Raw genomic sequence first — 19,900 nt, forward strand, 5'->3', positions numbered from 1 at the left:
CTATCTGTTTCAGTCCAATATTGATTGAGTTAGATGAGCTGATTAAGTAACCTTGCTCAATAACCTAAATCAGTCTAATCTTTGAATTAGATAACAAATTTATCATTTATAAAATCTATAGAGCGTAAATAGATCCGGGGATATATTTTTTTATATTGCCTCAAGTGAACTTAGTAGTCATGTCTTCAGCAGGAGAAGTATATGGATAACCCAATCTCTGAAAACCTGGAATTATTTAATTTCATGAAAAATTTGGATTTATTTAAAATGCTAAATAAAAATGCCTTATGGCCATTAGTCAACCTGGTAACACTTCGTCAATTTGAGCCGGGTGAATTAATTATCGCTGAAAATACTGATCCGACTGGCATCTTTGTTGTTTATAAAGGTACTGTTGAAGTCTTCAAAACCTTACAAGATGGGAGTGAATTGGTAATTACCCAATTAGATCCCGGACAAATCATTGGGGAAATATCTGTAATTGATAAATTAAAAACTACTGCCTCTGTGAAGGCATTAGACAAGGTGGAGTGTATCTTTATTTCAGAATGGGACTTTACCACTCAAATACATGCTTATCCAGCTATTGGTCTCCAGCTTCTTCCTGTGCTGACCCATAGAATTCGCATTATGTACGAGAAAATAAAATGAAAGAGTCAGATCTCTATCGTAAGCAGGCAGTTGAGTCATTTTATGAGCGCGAAGATTTCCAGCAAAACATTCGAATTATCACACCAAAGTCATGGATTTATTTAATCATTTTTTTTATGTTAATTATATCTGGAGTCTTATGGTTAATATTTGGTAAAATTACTACTTTAGTTGAAGGACAGGGTATAATTTTTGCAAAAAATGCAGAAATTATTAATGTGATGTCTCCTATTTCTGGTGGGTATGTAAAGCAGTTATGGGTTGATCCTGGAGTTAAAGTAAAAAAGGGACAATTACTTGCTACTTTAGTGAATCCTAATATGAATAGTGAAGCTAAAGAGTTAAGCAATTACATAGAACAACAGAAAATTAAATTGGCTGAGCTGACAAAAACTGCAAAATTCGAAATTGATATTCGCTTAAAACAAATTCAAGATTCTATTAATCACGCACAAACAATTAATGAAAGTTTACAAGAGAAAAAAAATCGTCTTGAATCCTTATTAAAAATTCAGGAAGCAGCGTTTAAAAAAGGAATTTTATCGCGTTTGGAGTTAACGGATATACAAGTAGCTTATTATGATTCGAAAGAACAAATTACTAAAAATGAAAATACGCTTATTGAATTGAATCAAGACAAAAATGACTATATTGAGTCTTGGAATACAAAAATTCGCGATTTACAGGAGAAATTGGCACAATCTCAATTTAATTTAAAAAAACTAATAGAAAACATTAAGTTAACTGAAACTGTTTTGAGCCCAGAAGATGGAATTGTTTCGAATGAATATGTAAAACCCGGGGATTTCTTAACTGAAAAACAAACACTCATTAATATCATTACTCACAATAAAGATTTAGAAGTCATTGCTTTTTTCAATGCCGATGTTGGCAAAAAAATTGTAGTTGGTATGGAATCTAAAGTTTTTCCTAAACATGTCAATGTACTTGAATATGGAGGGATAGTTGGCAAAGTCACTTTTGTGAGCGAGTTACCTATAAGTCCAGAAGGTCTTGAAAGTATTTTAGAAAATAAAAAAATGGCTGATGTATTTGAGCAAAATGGTCCCGTTTTTAAAGTAAAAATAGAGCTGGAACATTCGCTGGAGACTCCAACGGGCTATCGTTGGACTACTTCATCTGGCCCTAAAGAAAAGCTCTCAATTGGTACTGTTACGAAGGTGGAGATAGTCGTTAAAAAAGAACATCCGCTTTCTATAATCCTGCCAATTTTAAAATCGGCAAAAAACTGGGTAATGAATAAAAATGATTAAATTTGATCTTGATCCTGGTTTATTAAATGCTCCGCATAAACGAGTCAAAACTGCCACTATTCTCCAAATGGATGCCATGGAATGTGGCGCTGTTTCTCTTTCAATCATTCTTTCCTACTATGGTCTATACATCTCTGCCGAGGAAATGCGGGAGGCATGCGGAGTTACCCGTGATGGTTCAAAAGCAATAAATATCATCAAAGCAGCTAGAGCTTTAGGTATGAATGCAGAAGGTAAGCGTATCCAGGAAATAGATACTCTTCGTTATATGCAAACTCCATTCATCATTTTCTGGAAATTTGAACACTTTATGGTAATTGAAGGGATTATAAAAAATAAAGTATATATCAATGATCCTGCTACAGGGCCCAGGGTTATTACTGTTGAAGAATTTGATAAAGGTTTTACTGGTGTGGTTTTACGCATTACGCCAAGTAAGGAATTTAAAGCTGGGGGCAAAAAAGAGAAAACAGTTATTGATTTACTGCGTGACCATTTAAAGGGCGATTCAACAGAAATTATTTATATCGTTCTCGTCTCAGCGCTTCTGTCAATTCCGCAAGCATCTTTGGCTTTATTCATTGAATTTTTTGTTGATAATATTATTGTTAAACACCAGAAACAATGGATGCCCGGTTTTATTATTGGAATGACGATTACCTTAATTATGACGATAATACTTTTGTGGATTCAGCAATATTATGTAGTAAGATACAAATTAAAATTTTCAATCAAAAGAATTCCAGAGTTTTTCAATAAACTTCTGCATTTACCAATGAATTATTACCTGCAAAGAGCCACTGGCGATATTGCAAACAGGGTGCATATTTTTGATGAAATAGCATCAAAGACAACTGCTTTTTTATCTGAATCAATCATTGGAATTTTAAGTATATTAATTTATACAACGCTTATTCTATTAATTAATCAAACCATTGGATTGATTACGATTTTTATTACGATATTAAACTTTTTAGCAATTGTACTTACCAAAAGAAAAATTATAGATCTTGGTCGTCGTTACTCACAAGATCATGCAAAAATATACGGTATTGAATATAGTGGGGTACAAATGATTGAAACACTAAAATTCATGAATGGAGAAAATCGCTTTTTTTCTCGTTGGTTAAGCTATAAATCCAAGCTAATTGATTCAGAACAAAAAATAGATTTTTATACCGCACTTATTTCATTATTGCCTAGCGTTCTTTATTTCTTTAATCTGGTTTTTCTGATTATCTTAGGCCTTCATTTTATTATACAAGGGACAATGACCGTAGGAGGTTTAATTGCAATTTATACCTTGTTGCTTCTTTTTTCTGGCCCAGTAATTGAAATTGTGGATAATTTTTTGAAAATCAATGAGCTTAAAGCAGACTTAATTCGAGTTAATGATGTTTTACTGGCGCAAAAAAATGATAAGGAGATAGAGGAGGGTGATATAAAATCGAATAACTTGATCGATATAAAAGATCTTTATTTTGGTTATTCAAAACTAGAAGCACCTATCCTGTCGGAAATCAATATTCATTTGAAAAAAGGCGGTACAGTTGCGATTACAGGCCTTTCAGGTGGTGGAAAATCTTCGCTGCTCAATTTGATTTGTGGACTTTTTGAACCTTGGTCTGGTCACATTTATCTCAAAGGAAAAAGCATAAAAAATTATACTCCCAAGGAATTGTTTAAGATGGTTTCCTATGTTGACCAACATGTTTTTCTATTTGAAGGAACGATTCGCGATAACCTTACCATGTGGGATAGAAGTATTGAAGAAGAAACCATCATTGAAGCTCTCGAAGCTGCCTGTATTTATGATTTAGTTAAATTAAAAGGAGGCCTTGACTATCCTATTCAGGAAGGAGGAAGTAATATAAGTCTTGGCCAGGCTCAAAGGATTGAATTAGCACGGGCATTGTTAAAAAAACCTGAATTGATTCTTCTTGATGAAGCAACCTCTGCTCTCGATTCTCTAAGCGAGGCAAAAATTTATGAAAATTTGCGTAAAATGAATTGCAGTTTTCTCATTGTGACCCATCGATTGAGCGCTATAAAATATTGTGATGAAATTGTTGTAATTGAAGATGGGGGAATTATTGAAAGGGGAGATCATGAACAATTAATGAAGCTCAACGGACGATATAGGGGATTTATCGAAAGGGATTACTTATTATGAATGATTCAGAACTTGAAGATATTGCACCGGGATTATTAAAAATTCAACAAGTATTGGGTCATAAAGATAGTAACCCCCATTCTGTCTCAGATAATAAAACATTATTAATAGATGCTTTATTGCATTTAGCTGAGTTGATGGATGTTAGTCTTAAAATACCCAGTGGAGATCTTGGCGACGATCTTGATGATTTAATGGAAAAAATTTCAACACACTCAGGTATTCGAATACACAAAATGACACTTGAAGATAAATGGTGGAGTTATGATCTTGGTATTTTTCTCGGATTTATGGACAATTCTCCATGTGTCTTAGTACCTAAAAAAAATGGCGGTTATCAATGTTCTACGCCAACAGAGGTTATTACTTTATCTCAAGATCAATTAAGCAAAATAGAAAGTTATGGTTTTTCGTTTATTAAACCGCTTCCTAAAACAACTACTAAACTCTTCGATATTCTAAAATTTTCATTCAGTTCATTAAAAAACGAATTGCAGTCCATTTTATATTTGCAATTAGGATTAAGTCTTATTTTGATGAGCTTGCCTATTTTAATGAGTTACTTTTTTAATAATTTTAGTCAATTTATAGAATCTGGGCAGATAACACTTTTGGCAATTTTACTAATTATCAATACATTAATTTTCTTCTTTTTATCAATAAATCAAACGGTTCTCATGTTAAACCTTCGTTTTAAAATACAAAGGCGGCTAGAACCCGCGATTTGGGATAGGCTTCTAAAATTAACACCAACGTTTTTTCGTCAATTGAATGCAGGAGATATTGCTTATCGTGCGGGTGTTGTATCAACCATCCAGGAAATGCTTACTCAATCAACAATGTTGTCACTCTTTAGTGTGGTCGTCGCTTTTTTATCTTTTATTCTAATGTGTTATTACAACTTAATGCTTGCAATTATGGCTCTATTAAGTGTTTTTGTAATTAGTTCTATAATTCTTTTTATTAGTCATCGCTTACTTATTCATCAGCGTAAGGTCTACGAATATTTGACCAGGCTCTCTGGTTTTGTTTTCCAGGTAATTAGTGGAATCATGAAATTTAAAGCATCAGCAAGTGAGTATCGAGCGTTTAATATCTGGTCTGATTATTTTTCGAATCTTTTAATCGCAAGATACAAAGCAGATAAGCTCCGGATTAGTGTGCATATTATTCATGGTTCTTTACTTCTGTTTATGACCCTTATTCTCTTCTGTATCTATTTTTATTTTAATGAACAGATGCAAATTGGTACTTTTATTGCTTTTAATGCAGCATTTTCTCAATTTTTTTCATCTTTGCTTACGCTTACTACATTTATTTCGTCAATTTTGATTATTCTTCCGCTTTTTGAGCAATCATTGGTTATTTTTGAGGCAAAAGTAGAGCCACTGCAGATGGGTGGTAGCCATATAAAGTTAGAAGGAAAAATTCAAATCAAGAATTTATCCTTTCGCTACGAGGACAATCAACCATTAATTTATAAAAACGTTAATTTATTGATTAATCCCGGTGAAGTCATTGGGATCACTGGAAACTCAGGATGCGGTAAATCAACTTTGTTCCGAATATTATTAGGATTGGAAAAGCCTTTGGATGGTCAAATTTTTTATGATGATATCAATATTGATATGATTAATTTAGCAAATCTGCGCCAACAAATCGGTGTTGTTACCCAAAAATCAGTACTAACACCAGGAACGATACTTGAAAATATTATTGGTAATGACAAACATCTCACTAGAAATGATGCCTGGAATATTGTTTATCACTTAGGCCTTGAACAAATGATCTCTGCTTTGCCTATGGAGATGGATACTTTCATTAATGAGGGTATGCAATCTTTGTCAGGAGGAGAACAACAACGAATAGTTCTTGCGCGAGCTTTGATAAAAAAACCGAAAATTTTATTTCTTGATGAGGCAACTAGTGCTCTCGATAATCAAAATCAAACCAAAATTCAAGAGTATTTGGCGAAATTAAAAATCACACAGATTGTTATTGCTCATCGTCTGTCCACCTTAAAAAGTGCCTCTCGAATTTTGGTGATCCATGATGGACGGATTATACAGGAAGGGAATTTTGAGCAATTAATCCAAACTGAGGGATATTTTGCAGAGCTTGCCAAATTTCAATTTCCTGATTTTGAGAGTAAGACTAAAAAGTTTTGATGATGACATTCCTCGCATAAATAGTTATTCCTTATTAATAACATAATAAACTTGAACAAGATACCTGAGCTATGGAGAGATCTGTAGGACAAATTATCTATAGATAGCAAATCTTGAGTTGATTATTTAAAAGTATAATTTAAGTAACTGAAATAAAGGGGGCTTTTTCTAGTAAAAATGAGGGAGGACTCCCTGATTTCCACATTTTCCAAAAAATACATCTATAGTTAACAATAGCTAGTTTATTTAGGATTTAAAATTAACTATTTGATGAACAAGGAGATACATATGGAATATGTACAAGTTGATGCTTGCACTCGCGTTTTTGTACAAGATTGGGGTTCTGGTAAACCAATTGTGTTTATATCTGGTTGGCCTTTTGACCATCGCTGTTATGAATATCAATTTACACAGATACCGAAACATGGCTTTCGTTGCATTGGCATCGATATGAGGGGCTATGGAAAATCGGATAAACCTTGGGGCGAGTATAATTATGATGTTTTTGCGGATGATATTTTAAAAGTTTTACGCCATCTAAATTTATATAATGTAACACTCGTAGGTCATTCCATGGGTGGTGCGATATGTATTAACTATTGCGCACGCCATCATAACGAGCGAGTTTCCGGGATGGTACTGCTTGGAGCCGCAGCACCTATTTGGACTCAACGCTCAGATTACCCTCACGGTTTAACTATTGACCAATGTAATGAATTGCTCAAATTGTGTTATTCCGATAGGCCTCAGTTATTGGAAAATTTTGGGAAGCTCTTTTTTCATAAAGAAGATTCTGTCAGTCCTAAATTTGCGGATTGGATGCAAAATATGGGTATGGAAGCATCTCCCTACGCAACTGCGGAATGCATCATTGCTCTTAGGGATACCGATCAACGTAAAAATTTAGAAAAAGTTAAAGTACCAACCGCTATTTTTCATGCTCCTGCCGATAGAGTTTGTCCTTTTGGCTTAGGTGAAGCAATGCATAAGGGCATTAAAGGTTCCAAGCTTATCCGTTTTGAAAATAGTGGACATGGGTTATTTTATGATGAGTGGGAAAAATGCAATGACGAGCTGATGAAGTTTGTTAATGAACAGAACAAATAAGATCATAATGCTTTCCCCCGGGTTATCCGGGGGACAACATCTGGGATAGATCATTAGATGAAATCCAAAACCGTAATAGATCCTGTAGTTCAGGCTTTTTTAGACCAAGTGAATAGCCAGCCCGGCCCCAAATTTCATGAGCTTACACCCCAACAAGCCAGGGATGCTTTTAAGCATTTGCAAACAATGGCTTCTGTGAATAAAGAATTGGTAGATACTGAAACTCATGAGCTTCCAGTGGGGCCAAATGGTAAGGTGAGCATACACATCCTCCGTCCCCCAGGCATCCTCGAAATTTTACCAGTTTTAGTTTATATACATGGAGGCGGTTGGGTGCGAGGAGATTACACCATGTATGAGCGTTTGATAAGCGCTTTGACGAATGGCACCGGTGCAGCTCTTATTTTTGTGGATTTTCAACGGGCGCCAGAAGGACAATACCCAATTCCGATCGAAGAAGTTTATGCAGTGCTCCAATGGATTGCGAAACATGGAAATCAACTCAAACTCGATGTTTCACGGTTAGCCATTGCTGGAGAAAGTGCAGGGGGAAATATTGCTGCGGCAGTAACTCTTCTGGCAAAAGAGCGTAAGGGACCAAAAATTGGTTTTCAGCTTCTTCTCTATCCTGTTACAAGTGCAACATTCGACCAGTCATCATATCAGGAATTTGCAGAGGGTTACTTTCTTTCTATTGACGCAATTCAATGTCTTTGGAATTTCTATTGTCCTGATATTCATGTACGAAACCAGCCTACTGCATCACCACTCCAGGCTACTCTAGAACAACTTTCCGGGTTGCCTCCTACACTTATTATTAGCGCCGAATGCGATGTAACTCGTGATGAATGTGAGGCCTATGCACATAAACTTATTGAGGCAGGTGTTCCCGTTTTGTCGGTTCGATTTGAAGCAACCGTCCATGCCTTTCTCATGCTGGATGCTCTCGCAGAAACTCAGGCTAGTCGGGGTGCAATGGCACTTATATGTTATAAACTGCGTGATTTTTTCTGGAATTAGAAACCAATGGATACAGTACCGTTAATGGGCTTGTAGTTGAATGCTAAGGTGAACAAAGTAATTGTAATATTCTATTAACTCATGCTTGATACAAAATAAATAGACCGAGATGCGTATTATTCAAATATCTCGGTCTGGTGTAGTAGAAATAAGCCTAGATCTTTATCAATCTTTCCTTGGAAGCCATGGCTTTTGTAGATTCAGGGACCGCAGCTCTTTTTGCAAGGGCGAGTCCATTACCTCCTGATTCATTACCAACATCAGGAGTCAAACTAATGACGAGTTTTCCGGACTCGACATTTTGTAATGTTTCATCGGGTAAATTATTTAAATTTTCGGTAAATTGATTTATCAATGATTCAATAATTTGTTCGCGTTTCATCTTTTAATACCTCTAATTTCTTGCATCAGGAGTAAAACTTCAAGATGCTCACAACTTTAGTCAACTTCTAGTTATCTAATGACCATAACATGGTGTTCCGTCTGGCTTCTCATACCATAAATAAAAAAGCCATATCCTTAAAATCCTTTCTCAAATAATAAGCCACGCTGATCAAATTAGACTCATCTACAAATTAAGTTTAGTTCACCAAGTTATTTAATACAAACGTAGCGATCATTAAATAATTATTTTTTATATCGTGAATTTGTGAGAGTCAGTTATAGAATGTTGAATCATATAACATCCCATTATGAATCTATTATTTATGTTTGCAATTTTTTAATTACTTAAGGAACCAGATATGGATCACCCACATCTGGTTCAAAAATAGGAGTTCTAAGAGAATTTATTTGATTTCTCATCTTTGTTTAATGCTGGCAAGAGCAGAGCCTGCTGCTTCAGGGAGTTTTTACCCGTTTCAGCCGCTTTTAGCATTGCTGCTCTGCCTCCTGCTCTTTGCTAACAACTGGGGTTAAACTAATTACCAATTTACCTGATTCAACATCATGCAAAGTTTCATCAGATAAATTTTTTATATTTTCAGTAAATTGATTTATTAATGATTCAATAATATGTTCGCGTTTTATCTTGTAATACCTCATATTCTCTTGCATCAAAAATAAGTCAATATCCTACAAATTTTTTTCTATTTCCGACGCATTTAATGGTATTAATAACTTACCTCAGTGTTTTTACTCTTTCCGCAATAGTTGTTGATGCTATTTTGTTAGAGTTCCACTACGTAGTGCTGGATCTTCAGCTAGACCTCCACAGCCTCCAGCTTCTTTATCAACATCGGGGGTTAAACTGATTACCAATTTGCCGGATTCAACATCCTGTAACGTTTCATCGGATAAGTTATTTATGTTTTCAGCAAATTGATTTACCAACGATTCAATAATGTGTTCGCGTTTCATCTTTAAATACCTCTAATTTCTTGCATCACGAATAAAACTTCAAGATGCCAACAACTTTAGTTAATCTCTAAACAAACTCATAACCATGATCAAGAAGTTCCATCTGGCTTCTCATAATAGAAAAAAAGAGCCATATCCTTAAAATTATTTCTCAATTAAAAGCCAACTCACAATACAATATAAATACATTATGTATTAAATTTAATCCACCCCGGGTTAAGTTTAGTTCACCAAGTCAATTAATACAAACGCACCAATCTTTAAATAATTAATTTTAATGCTGTCAAGTTATGAACTCCAGTTATAAAATAAGACATCAACAAATCACACTATGTATTTTTATAATGGTGTTTGCAATTTGTCAGGTTAAAAAAAACCAGAGGTGCAAAACACACGTCTGGTTCAAAAACAGGAGTTATTAATCAATGTACTAAATTGACTTGCTTTATTTGCTTACTTCATCAGCTGTGTTGATTTTGTTGTTGTTTTTGTTGTTAATCTTGCCATACCTCCTGCTTCCTTACCAACATCGGGGGTCAAACTGATTACCAATTTGCCAGATTCGACATCCTGTAACGTTTCATCTGATAGGTTTTTTAGATTTTCAGCAAATTGCTTTACCAATGATTCAATCACTTGTTCGCGTTTCATCTTTAGATACCTCTAATCTCTTGCATCATGAATAAAACTTCAAGATGACAATAACCTTAATTGATTTCTAAACAATCATTTAACTATAACCAGGTAGTTCCATCCGGCTTCTCACAACATAAAGGGAAGAGTTATATCCTTAAAATTCTCTCTCGATTAAAACCAAGTTGATGTGCAAATAAATTACAATAAGATTTGTAACAGATCAATCTCTAAATAAGTTTAGTTCATCAAGTTAATTAACACAAACAAGCCTGTCGTTAAACGAGTCTAACCAATGGTGGTTTCAAGTTGAAAAAGATCAGCATATTAATACGCAAACAACACCATGTTCGAAATAAATAATCGCCTGATATTTCTGATCTGTTTTAAGTTACAGCCGTAAAGTGAGTACATCACATGGAGCATGATTTACGGTGGCGTGCGCTGTACTCCCTAAAAATGTGTGAAGTGTAGAAGAATGGCTACCTAAAATAATGAGTTGACAGTTTAACTCTTTTACTTTATTAAAAATATGTTCCTTAACTGAGCCTACTTCAACAAATTGTTGTTCAATTGGAATATTAAAATTTTCACCTATTAAAGCTAAAACAGTTTGTGCGTCATCTTTGGTTGGATTTACAAGTTCTGTAAACCCAAGGCCTTGAGCAAGCTGGAAGCTGGCGGGTAATTCAATGACATGCAATAAAAAGAGCTTGGCATTAAATTGTTGAGCGATAGTAATTGCTTTTGCTGTGAGATGATTATGTTCTTCAAGTAAATCCGTAGCAAATAAAATATTTTTATACATGATAACCTCACAAAGGATCTATTATTGCAAATTATAGTTGATTCTACACTATAAGTACCTATTTTATTTCATAAATGGAAAAAATTGGCATGAATGATCTTGATAGCAATGTGACATTAAGACATGGAAATATCCTTAACGTAGAGCAACAAAGATTTATCCAAACTACAACTTTATATCAGTTTGGGATTTATTTCACTTAGGGGAATTAACACAAAATCCCTAAATTGGATGTATGGGTGAGGAATAATGAGCATTTTTGATTGGATAACTCGATTTTCATAATAAAGAATATCAATATCAATAATTCTTGGACCCCAGCGTTTTTTGCGGACGCGTCCTTGCTTTTTCTCAATTTGTTGGCAGGCATTAAGTAACTGTAGAGGTGGTAAACGAGTACTTATTTCAATGACTGCATTACAGAAGTTCTGTTGGCTTTTTAATCCCCAGGCTTTACTCCAGTAAAATGATGAAATTTTCGTCACTGATGTTAGCCGTAATGTTTTAATGGATTGGATTGCTTTGTAAAGTTGACGTTCGGGATTTTTCTGATTTGATCCTAAACCTAAATAACAGGTATTCATTGACCATCACTTGTTTGGGGTTTTCGACGTCTCTTTTTACGTTTGGGGAAATCTGGTGTAATTTGTGCAACCATTTTTGCTTGTTCTTCTTCATCAGCGTCCTGAAAAGTTGTCCACCATTGTGCCAACTCCATGGATTCATCTCCAGCTAACGAGCGTAGAGCCATAAAGTCATAAGACGCTCTAAAACGTGGATGTTGCAGAAGATTAAATGCTCTACCACCTAGCCGTTTTGAAAAACGGTATTGTAATAACCAAATTTCTCGAATAATTTGACTGTATCGTTTAGGAATAGAAATGATCCGGTTTTGTTCTGAGATAACAAAAGACATCGCTTGTTCTATAGAGGGAAGCGGGTCAATGCCCGTACTTTGCAATTGTTTTGAATGTTCAACCATTGGAAACCATAAAAAAACTGCAAACAAAAATGCAGGGGTCACTGGTTTATCTTCTCGAATACGGGTATCAGTATTTTCAAGTGCAATTGCTAATAATGCATTTATTGGGTAAGCACCACCTAATAATTTTTGCGTTTGGGGAAATAAATGTCCAAATAAACCATATTGAATGAGCAATTTTTGTACTGTTTCTGCATTGCCACATTGATATAACTTAGTCATTTCATCAAACAAGCGAGAATTGGATACATGGGTAATGAGATGACTAATTTCAGGGAAGGGGGCTGCTGTTTCTGCGGCCAGCTTAAAATTTAATTTGGCACTGAATCGAATGGCACGTAACATTCGCACAGGATCTTCTTGATAACGTTTAATTGGATCACCAATCATACGAATCAACCTTTTTTCTACGTCTTTTACTCCACCCGTAAAGTCAATAATGGATGAGTCGTTAATGTTATAGTAAAGGGAATTAATGGTGAAATCTCGTCTCCAGGCATCTTCATCAAGAGAACCATAGGCATTATCGCGAACTAACATTCCGCGTTCATTTGTGACTTGATTTTCATCGAGAGCTACATGGCTTCTGAAGGTTGCCACTTCGATGATTTCACGGTGAAAGAGTATATGAACTAATTTGAAGCGGCGACCAATAATTCGACCATTCCTAAACAAGCTTTTGACTTGATTTGGTGTTGCATTGGTTGCGACATCGAAGTCTTTTGGCGCTTTATGGAGTAATAAATCCCTAACGCTACCACCCACAATGTATGCTTGAAACCCTGCCCCTATTAAACGGTTAAGCACTTTAAGCGCATTACTACTAATATCTGTTTTCGATATGTTATGTTTGTTTCTAGGTATTATATAAGCAGAATCAACAGGCGCAACATGAGCCCTATTTCTTTTTAACAGCTTTTTAATAAACTTGATGATCTCAGTATCTCACAAAGATTGACGGAACATGCCTATTATAACCAAGCAAATAAATAAAGTGAATCATTTACCTTTATAAATCTTAGGCTAAGATTATATCATAGGCTAAATTTAGATATTAGAGGATTTGATGGATTTTCTAGGTGTTATTACGAGTTTAATTGTTTTAATTATATTAGAAATTGTTTTAGGGATTGATAATTTGGTCGTTTTATCTATTTTATCAGAAAAGCTTCCTGTTCATCAGAGAAAAAAAGCAAGACGTTGGGGCTTAACGTTTTCCTGGGTTACTCGTCTCATGTTACTTGCTCTTGCTGTAAATATGATTAAATTAACTAAGCCATTATTCACAATCGATCAATTTTCTTTTTCGTTGCGTGATTTATTTCTGACGCTTGGTGGTGCATTTTTAATCTGGAAAGCAACGGATGAAATTCATAATGACTTTACAGAAGAACACTTGGAACCTAAGAAAAATATACACTCCTTTAAAGCAACATTTGGCATGGTTATCTTACAAATTGCAATAATGGATATTATATTTTCTTTAGACAGTGTACTCACTGCAGTGGGTTTAACTTCGCGTTTTTGGGTAATGGCTGTGGCAATTACATGTGCTATTCTCATTATGATTTTTGCCAGTGAAATTGTGAGTGAATTTATTCAAAAGTATCCTACACTTAAAATGCTTGCACTGAGTTATTTGATTTTAATAGGAATGATACTCGTAGCAGATGGTTTTTCTTTCCATGTGCCTCGAGGATATGTATATTTCGCGATGGGATTCTCCTTAGCAGTTGAGTCGTTGAATTTATTAAAACACTCACGTCAAAAAAATAAGAAAACATCAGGAAAGTAAGCATGCTGTATGTTAAAGCGTTTCATATTATTGCAATGGTTGCCTGGTTTGCAGGTTTGTTTTATTTACCACGGTTATTTGTATATCATGCAGACGCGCATGATGTGATTAGCCTTAATCGATTTAAAATCATGGAACGGAGGCTTTATTATGGCATTACTTGGCCAGCTGCTCTTCTAACCACCCTATTAGGTTTATGGCTTATCAGTTATAATCCAGGATATTACCTTAAAGAAGGTTGGATGCACGCCAAGTTGGGCTTGGTAGTTGTGTTATGGGCTTATCATTTATTGTGCGGCCATTACTACAAAGCATTTGCTGAAGATGAAAATAAAAAAAGTGCACGCTTTTTTCGTATTTATAATGAACTGCCGACTTTATTATTGATTGGTATTGTTGTTTTGGTTGTGGCAAAGCCACAAGCATGGTAATTCATTTTTCATTAATTATTTCGTAAACATGCTCATTTTGGGAGTAGGGTTAAAAATGGCATGCTTACGATTTTTTCTTTCTATTCTATTTCAACCATTTCAAAATCTTCCTTACCCGCACCGCAATCCGGACAGAACCAATTCTCAGGAACATCATCCCATAGCGTACCAGCTGCGATACCATCTTCTGGCCAACCATCAGCTTCATCATAAATAAAGCCACAAATAACACAAATGTATTTTTTATATTCTTGCATAATGACACTCAGTTAAAAGGGTGTAATTTATCTAGTGTAAGCTTAGATGTAAAGTCAATCTGCGTATTTTGCAATTTTTTAGAATAGCTGTACCATACACTCCAAAATATTTGGAGGTTTTTATGTCGCGTTCAATAGACTTGTTTCGCCAGGCCCAGACGCTTATACCAGGTGGGGTTAACTCACCTGTACGTGCTTTTAAAGGGGTCGGAGGTGACCCTATTTTCTTTAAGCAGGGAAAAGGGGCGTATCTTATCGATGTTGATGGCCGAGATTATATTGACTATGTAGGATCTTGGGGACCATTAATCCTCGGGCATTGCCATCAGGCAGTCATTGAGGCGGTAAATAAAGTGCTTTATAGTGGAATGAGCTTTGGAGCACCTACTGAGCTTGAAGTAGAATTGGCTGGAAAAATTATTTCTTTAATACCCGCAATTGAAAAAATACGCATGGTGAATTCGGGTACTGAGGCAACAATGACAGCTATTCGGTTAGCAAGAGGATTCACCAAAAAAAACAAATTCGTTAAATTTAATGGTTGTTATCACGGGCATAGTGATGGTTTGTTGGTAAAAGCGGGCTCAGGTTTGCTGACATTGGGTATTCCTTCAACTCCAGGAATTCCACAAAGTGTTACTGAACATACCTTGACTGCAGACTTTAATAACCTGGAACAAGTTGCCCAATTATTCGAAAATTTTCCAGATGATATTGCTGCTGTAATTCTTGAGCCAGTAGCTGGAAATATGGGATTTGTTTTGCCAGATCCCCTATTTTTAGCGGGTTTGCGTCAGTTATGCGATAAGTATGAATCTCTATTAATATTTGATGAAGTTATGACTGGATTTAGGGTAGGGCTAACTGGTGCACAAGGTATATTTAATATCACACCTGATTTAACTACTTTAGGTAAAGTAATTGGCGGGGGGATGCCAGTAGGTGCTTTAGGCGGAAAGGCTGAAATTATGTCATTTTTGGCTCCGGAGGGCCCAGTCTATCAAGCAGGTACTCTTTCTGGTAATCCACTTGCAATGGCAGCTGGTCTTGCTACGTTATCAGAAATTGAAAAGCCAGAGTTTTTTGATAAATTAAGTAAAACAACACAAGCATTAACACGGGCTTTAGCTTCTGTTGCAGATGCATTTAATATTCCATTATTTACTGCATCCCTAGGTGGTATGTTTGGTTTTTGTTTTACAGAAAAAACATCTATTGCCAATTATGCGGATGTAGCCTCGTCAAATGAGGTACTATTTAAACAGTTTTACCACGGTATGTTGGAAAAAGGGGTATACTTCGCTCCATCAATGTATGAAGCTGGATTTGTTTCAATTGTGCATGGTGAAAAGGAAATTGGTAAAACACAAATGGCGGCTGAAGAGGTGCTAAGCCAATTAAAGAAATAATAGTATATTTCAAGGTCGAGAAATAAGCAGGGTGCCCAGATAATCCCCAGTAATGGTGTTGTTTAGCATTTGCAGTAGATAGATAGTTGCCCTTAAATAAAGTAAGTCCATTAAGCCACCATCCCTTAAATTGCTTGGGATGGCGTCTTAACATAATGGCAGTGGAGATAGGAGTGATGGATCGTAAAATTTATTTTTAAAATACTAGACAGTATTTTTCTCACATGTCATATTCATAGATGTTCTTGAGCTAACAAGGAAAGTCATGACGTCAACAATGACAAATAAAAAGGAATTCCTAAAAGCAATGCCACAAGGGATTATCCCTTTATTTTTTATTCAGATAGTATCTACTTTAAGTTTTAGTGTACTTTATTCAACATTGGTTTTGTTCATGATGGGAAAGCTTGGATTACAAGCAAGCACTGCCAATAGCATCATGGGTGTTTTTATTGCTTTTAACTACGGATTACATTTGCTTGGTGGTTTTTGGGGTGGTCGCTTGTTGTCTAATCGAGCTTTATTCTGTGCAGGAATGGTGGCTCAAATGATCGGTTGTGTTTTGTTATCATTTAGTAATTTAACATTCTTATATTATGGTTTGGCTGCTTTTTTAACAGGTTCTGGTTTGAATGTTACTTGTTTGAACTGTATGCTTACTCAGCGCTTTTCTCCTGAGGATACCCGCCGTGAAACGGCATTTCTTATGAATTACGCGGGGATGAATATTGGTTTTTTTGTTGGCTTTAGTTTAAGTGGCCTATTCCAGCTGACTCAAAATTATGAACGTCTTTTTTTGCTTAGCAGTTTGGGAAATTTAGTTGCGTTAATTATTTGTTTGTATTGTTGGCAGCAATTAGCAGATAGAGAAACACTTTTTTCAAAAAAAGATAAAAATCACCAAAAAAAATCTATTTTGTTAGGTGTTTTTCTGATTTTGATACTACCTTTCTTTTTGGGACAAATGTTGCAATATGCCGACTGGGCCAAAAAATTAGTATTAATTACCGGTGTTGTGATGTTAGGGGTTATACTCTATCTTGCAAGACAACAACCTACCAAAGAAACCAGGGATAAAATGGTTGCTTTTGCTGTGCTGATGATTGTTGGTACAATTTTTTGGATGCTGTATCAAATAGCACCTATGGGGCTTACTGTTTTTATTGATCATAATGTACAGCGAGAATATGCCGGTTGGATTATTCCACCACAATGGTTTCAGAACATTAACACAGTTGCTATTGTTATTGGTGGCCCATTATTGGGTTTATTGTTACATAAAATGCGTAATAATGGCGTGCAAATTAATATTCCTACCCAGTTTGCTTTGGCATTACTCTTTATAGGGATTGCCTTTGCTATATTGCCTATAGGAATCGCCTACGCTAATTATGAGGGTTTGGTTAGCCCAAGTTGGATTGTATTTAGTTATATTTTACAAAGTATTGGCGAACTTTTAATTTCACCAATTGGTTATGCTATGATAGGCTATTTAGCTCCCACATCATTGCAAGGGGTAATGATGGGGATGTGGATGTTAAATTCAGGTGTTGGGGCTACCTTATCCAGCTACAGTTCAAATTTGATGATTGCTGGACAAAATAGTGTTTCGCCTGTACTTACAAATAGTGGTTACAGCCATGTGTTTTTAATATTAGGGTTATTTGCTATTGGTTCTTCAATCGTGCTTTTTATTTTAATTCCAAAATTACGGGAATTACTCCAAGAAAAAAAGCTCGTTGATTTACAAGAGTCTAAAGCAATGACTACAAATCGAGTAGTTGTATGTGAGTAATTTTTTTGTACCTATTAAAAAAGCAGAGCTTGATTGGTCTGGAGCTCTGCCTATTTCAATTCAATATGATGATGTCTACCATTCTTCTGATGGAGGAATAGAACAAAGCCTACATGTATTTGTTCAGGGGAACAATCTCATTCAGCGTTGGCAGTCATTTCCTAAGAATGTTCAGAGTACTTTTACCATTGGTGAAACTGGTTTTGGAATTGGTCTAAATTTTCTTTTAAGTTGGCATTTATGGGAGCAATATGCTCCATCCTCATGTCGACTTCATTTCATCTCTTGTGAAAAGCACCCACTTTCTATTGATGACTTGATAAAAAGTCTTGCTTTTTGGCCTCAATTAGCAAAACAAGCAGAGCAACTTATCGCTAATTACCCTGTTTTGACTCCGGGATATCATCATCTTTCATTTTGTGAAGGTAGGGTTACCTTGACTTTAATGCTTGGTGACGCATTTGAATGCTATGAACAATTATTGATTTGTGGTGAATCGAAACTCGAACATGAATTGAGAACTTCTTATATCGATGCATGGTATCTTGATGGCTTTGCGCCAGCGAAAAATAGAAGTATGTGGTCTGATTCATTAATAAAAGTCATTGCTATGTTATCGAAAGAGAATACTACTTTTGCAACTTATACTGCTGCAAGTTCAGTAAAAAAATGTTTAAGTCACTATGGGTTTATAATTGAAAAAAGAAAAGGATTTGGATCAAAGCGACATATGATATGTGGTGTTTTTACCCATCTTCCAGAACCAATAACTACAAAACGACATACACCTTGGCATACAGGTAAACCCGAAAAATGTATTAAGAAATCGGCAGTTATTATCGGAGCGGGTTTAGCTGGTTGCTTTACGGCCTTTTCCTTAGCAAAAAAAGGTTGGAAAGTAACAATTATTGATGAATTTGACAAAGTAGGTCATGGGGGATCAGCCAATCAGCAAGCTGTTTTATTTCCGAAGTTATCTGCTTACAGTGCCCCGCTTACTCAATTTATGTTAACAGCATTTTTATATGCGGTGCGCACATATCAGGTTATTTTAAATCAGACCCAAATTGGGGAGTTAAACGGGGCTTTATTGCTTGCATATAATGAAAAGGAAAAAGTAGCACAAGATAGTTTACGCACATGGCTTTTTCATTATCCTGAATTAGGCATGTTAATAGAAAAAGAGCAGGCATCTGAGTTGGCAGGATTGTCACTACTAAATCCTGGATTATTTATCCCTCATTCAGGATGGATAAACTCACCTGCTCTATGCCAATTCTTGGCGAATACAAAAGGTATTTCAGTGGTTACAAATACATCAGTAACAGATTTAATATTTGATCAGTGTTGGATCGTTAATAATCTGGAAACGGATGTGCTCATTTTAGCGAATGGCCATAAAATAAACTCATTTAAAGAAACGGAGTATCTGCCCATCAAACCTATTCGTGGCCAAATGACAGCAATTTCCTCGACTCAAGAAAGTGCTCAGTTAAAAGTACCTCTATGTGCTGAAGGGCATGTACTGCCTGCACTAAATAATGTGCATCAAATTGGCGCAACATATGAATTAAATTCTTCTATAGCCAAGATCAAATATGAGGACGATCACACTAATTTGACGAAGCTAAAGCAACTTTCGCTAAATAAATCATGGTCTGATACAGTAACAGGCCACTGGTCAGGTATTAGAGCATCTACACCTGATTATCTTCCTATAGTTGGAAAAATTGCTGATGCTGAAAAATTTCTTAAGCAATATGCACGATTAGAAACAAACGCGAAATGCTGGATTCCACAAGCAGGGCCTTATTATCCAGGGTTATATGCTTGCGCTGGATTTGGTTCGCGAGGGCTTACCTCTATCCCTTTGTGTGCCGAGTGGTTAGCTTCTCTAATCAATAATGAACTAAGTTTTTTGCCAAGAAGTTTGCATTATGCTTTATCTCCGGTACGTTTTTTACGTAAAAATATAATTCGAGCTAAGGCTAAAATCGATTGAGATGAGGGTCTCATTAGAGCATAATACTATGCTTTA

General features: G+C 35.6%; 19 protein-coding genes. 11 read left to right on the forward strand and 8 right to left on the reverse strand.

Annotated elements, in window-relative coordinates; genetic code table 11:
- Positions 1-201: 201 nt before the first annotated feature.
- The 6 genes from EKG34_RS12840 to EKG34_RS12865 all read left to right on the forward strand — a co-directional run bounded on the left by EKG34_RS12840 (position 202) and on the right by EKG34_RS12865 (position 8,393).
- Entirely contained in the window at positions 202-651 is a 450-nt protein-coding gene (locus tag EKG34_RS12840) for a cyclic nucleotide-binding domain-containing protein (RefSeq protein WP_003631690.1), read from the forward strand.
- On the forward strand, positions 648-1,925 hold the full coding sequence (locus EKG34_RS12845) for an NHLP bacteriocin system secretion protein (protein ID WP_012979081.1): 1,278 nt from the start codon (positions 648-650) through the stop codon (positions 1,923-1,925). Before EKG34_RS12840 ends, EKG34_RS12845 begins: the two co-directional genes overlap by 4 nt.
- Positions 1,918-4,098: a cysteine peptidase family C39 domain-containing protein gene (locus tag EKG34_RS12850; RefSeq protein WP_003631686.1), complete on the forward strand. Its 2,181-nt coding sequence runs from the start codon at positions 1,918-1,920 to the stop codon at positions 4,096-4,098. Before EKG34_RS12845 ends, EKG34_RS12850 begins: the two co-directional genes overlap by 8 nt.
- Positions 4,095-6,266, forward strand: a complete 2,172-nt coding sequence (locus EKG34_RS12855) for an ATP-binding cassette domain-containing protein (protein ID WP_003631685.1) — start codon at positions 4,095-4,097, stop codon at positions 6,264-6,266. Before EKG34_RS12850 ends, EKG34_RS12855 begins: the two co-directional genes overlap by 4 nt.
- A gap of 288 nt (positions 6,267-6,554) precedes the next feature.
- Positions 6,555-7,373, forward strand: coding sequence for an alpha/beta fold hydrolase (locus EKG34_RS12860; RefSeq protein ID WP_003631684.1), 819 nt, complete (start codon positions 6,555-6,557; stop codon positions 7,371-7,373).
- Positions 7,374-7,430: 57 nt separating this feature from the next.
- Positions 7,431-8,393 (forward strand): alpha/beta hydrolase, encoded by a 963-nt coding sequence (locus EKG34_RS12865; protein ID WP_003631682.1) that lies wholly within the window; start codon positions 7,431-7,433, stop codon positions 8,391-8,393.
- Between the two features lie 154 nt (positions 8,394-8,547).
- Here EKG34_RS12865 and EKG34_RS12870 read toward each other — a convergent pair whose 3' ends face one another.
- From EKG34_RS12870 to pcnB, 7 genes are all read right to left on the reverse strand, one after another.
- On the reverse strand, positions 8,548-8,775 hold the full coding sequence (locus EKG34_RS12870; protein ID WP_003631681.1) for a hypothetical protein: 228 nt from the start codon (positions 8,773-8,775) through the stop codon (positions 8,548-8,550).
- Positions 8,776-9,263: 488 nt separating this feature from the next.
- Positions 9,264-9,437: a hypothetical protein gene (locus EKG34_RS18255; RefSeq protein ID WP_003631680.1), complete on the reverse strand. Its 174-nt coding sequence runs from the start codon at positions 9,435-9,437 to the stop codon at positions 9,264-9,266.
- A 117-nt stretch (positions 9,438-9,554) separates the two neighbouring features.
- Positions 9,555-9,752, reverse strand: coding sequence for a hypothetical protein (locus tag EKG34_RS12875; protein ID WP_003631679.1), 198 nt, complete (start codon positions 9,750-9,752; stop codon positions 9,555-9,557).
- Between the two features lie 453 nt (positions 9,753-10,205).
- Complete coding sequence (locus EKG34_RS12880; protein ID WP_003631678.1) at positions 10,206-10,403, reverse strand: hypothetical protein; 198 nt, start codon at positions 10,401-10,403, stop codon at positions 10,206-10,208.
- Between the two features lie 373 nt (positions 10,404-10,776).
- Positions 10,777-11,193, reverse strand: coding sequence for a universal stress protein (locus EKG34_RS12885; RefSeq protein WP_003631677.1), 417 nt, complete (start codon positions 11,191-11,193; stop codon positions 10,777-10,779).
- 173 nt (positions 11,194-11,366) lie between these two features.
- Positions 11,367-11,777 (reverse strand): 2-amino-4-hydroxy-6-hydroxymethyldihydropteridine diphosphokinase, encoded by a 411-nt coding sequence (gene folK, locus EKG34_RS12890; RefSeq protein WP_003631675.1) that lies wholly within the window; start codon positions 11,775-11,777, stop codon positions 11,367-11,369.
- The gene (pcnB, locus tag EKG34_RS12895; protein WP_012979083.1) at positions 11,774-13,090 is read right to left on the reverse strand and encodes a polynucleotide adenylyltransferase PcnB; all 1,317 of its coding nucleotides are present in this window, start codon (positions 13,088-13,090) and stop codon (positions 11,774-11,776) included. The genes folK and pcnB overlap by 4 nt, the downstream gene beginning before the upstream one ends.
- A gap of 151 nt (positions 13,091-13,241) precedes the next feature.
- On the opposite strand from pcnB, the gene EKG34_RS12900 reads away from it, so the two are divergent.
- Positions 13,242-13,970, forward strand: coding sequence for a TerC family protein (locus tag EKG34_RS12900; RefSeq protein WP_012979084.1), 729 nt, complete (start codon positions 13,242-13,244; stop codon positions 13,968-13,970).
- Positions 13,971-13,972: 2 nt separating this feature from the next.
- Positions 13,973-14,401, forward strand: a complete 429-nt coding sequence (gene hemJ, locus EKG34_RS12905; RefSeq protein ID WP_003631670.1) for a protoporphyrinogen oxidase HemJ — start codon at positions 13,973-13,975, stop codon at positions 14,399-14,401.
- An 80-nt stretch (positions 14,402-14,481) separates the two neighbouring features.
- Here the strand turns inward: hemJ and EKG34_RS12910 are convergent, their stop codons facing one another.
- Positions 14,482-14,658 (reverse strand): rubredoxin, encoded by a 177-nt coding sequence (locus EKG34_RS12910; RefSeq protein WP_003631669.1) that lies wholly within the window; start codon positions 14,656-14,658, stop codon positions 14,482-14,484.
- A gap of 122 nt (positions 14,659-14,780) precedes the next feature.
- Here EKG34_RS12910 and hemL point away from each other — a divergent pair, with 122 nt between their 5' ends.
- The 3 genes from hemL to mnmC all read left to right on the forward strand — a co-directional run bounded on the left by hemL (position 14,781) and on the right by mnmC (position 19,864).
- The gene (gene hemL, locus EKG34_RS12915) at positions 14,781-16,067 is read left to right on the forward strand and encodes a glutamate-1-semialdehyde 2,1-aminomutase (protein ID WP_003631668.1); all 1,287 of its coding nucleotides are present in this window, start codon (positions 14,781-14,783) and stop codon (positions 16,065-16,067) included.
- 307 nt (positions 16,068-16,374) lie between these two features.
- Positions 16,375-17,862 carry a peptide MFS transporter gene (locus EKG34_RS12920; protein ID WP_012979085.1) on the forward strand — a complete coding sequence of 496 codons (1,488 nt, stop codon included), beginning with the start codon at positions 16,375-16,377 and terminating at the stop codon, positions 17,860-17,862.
- Positions 17,855-19,864, forward strand: coding sequence for a bifunctional tRNA (5-methylaminomethyl-2-thiouridine)(34)-methyltransferase MnmC2/FAD-dependent 5-carboxymethylaminomethyl-2-thiouridine(34) oxidoreductase MnmC1 (gene mnmC / locus EKG34_RS12925; RefSeq protein WP_012979086.1), 2,010 nt, complete (start codon positions 17,855-17,857; stop codon positions 19,862-19,864). The genes EKG34_RS12920 and mnmC overlap by 8 nt, the downstream gene beginning before the upstream one ends.
- The last annotated feature ends 36 nt before the right edge of the window (positions 19,865-19,900 follow it).

Source organism: Legionella longbeachae (genome assembly GCF_004283175.1).
Classification (GTDB): Bacteria; Pseudomonadota; Gammaproteobacteria; order Legionellales; family Legionellaceae; genus Legionella; species Legionella longbeachae.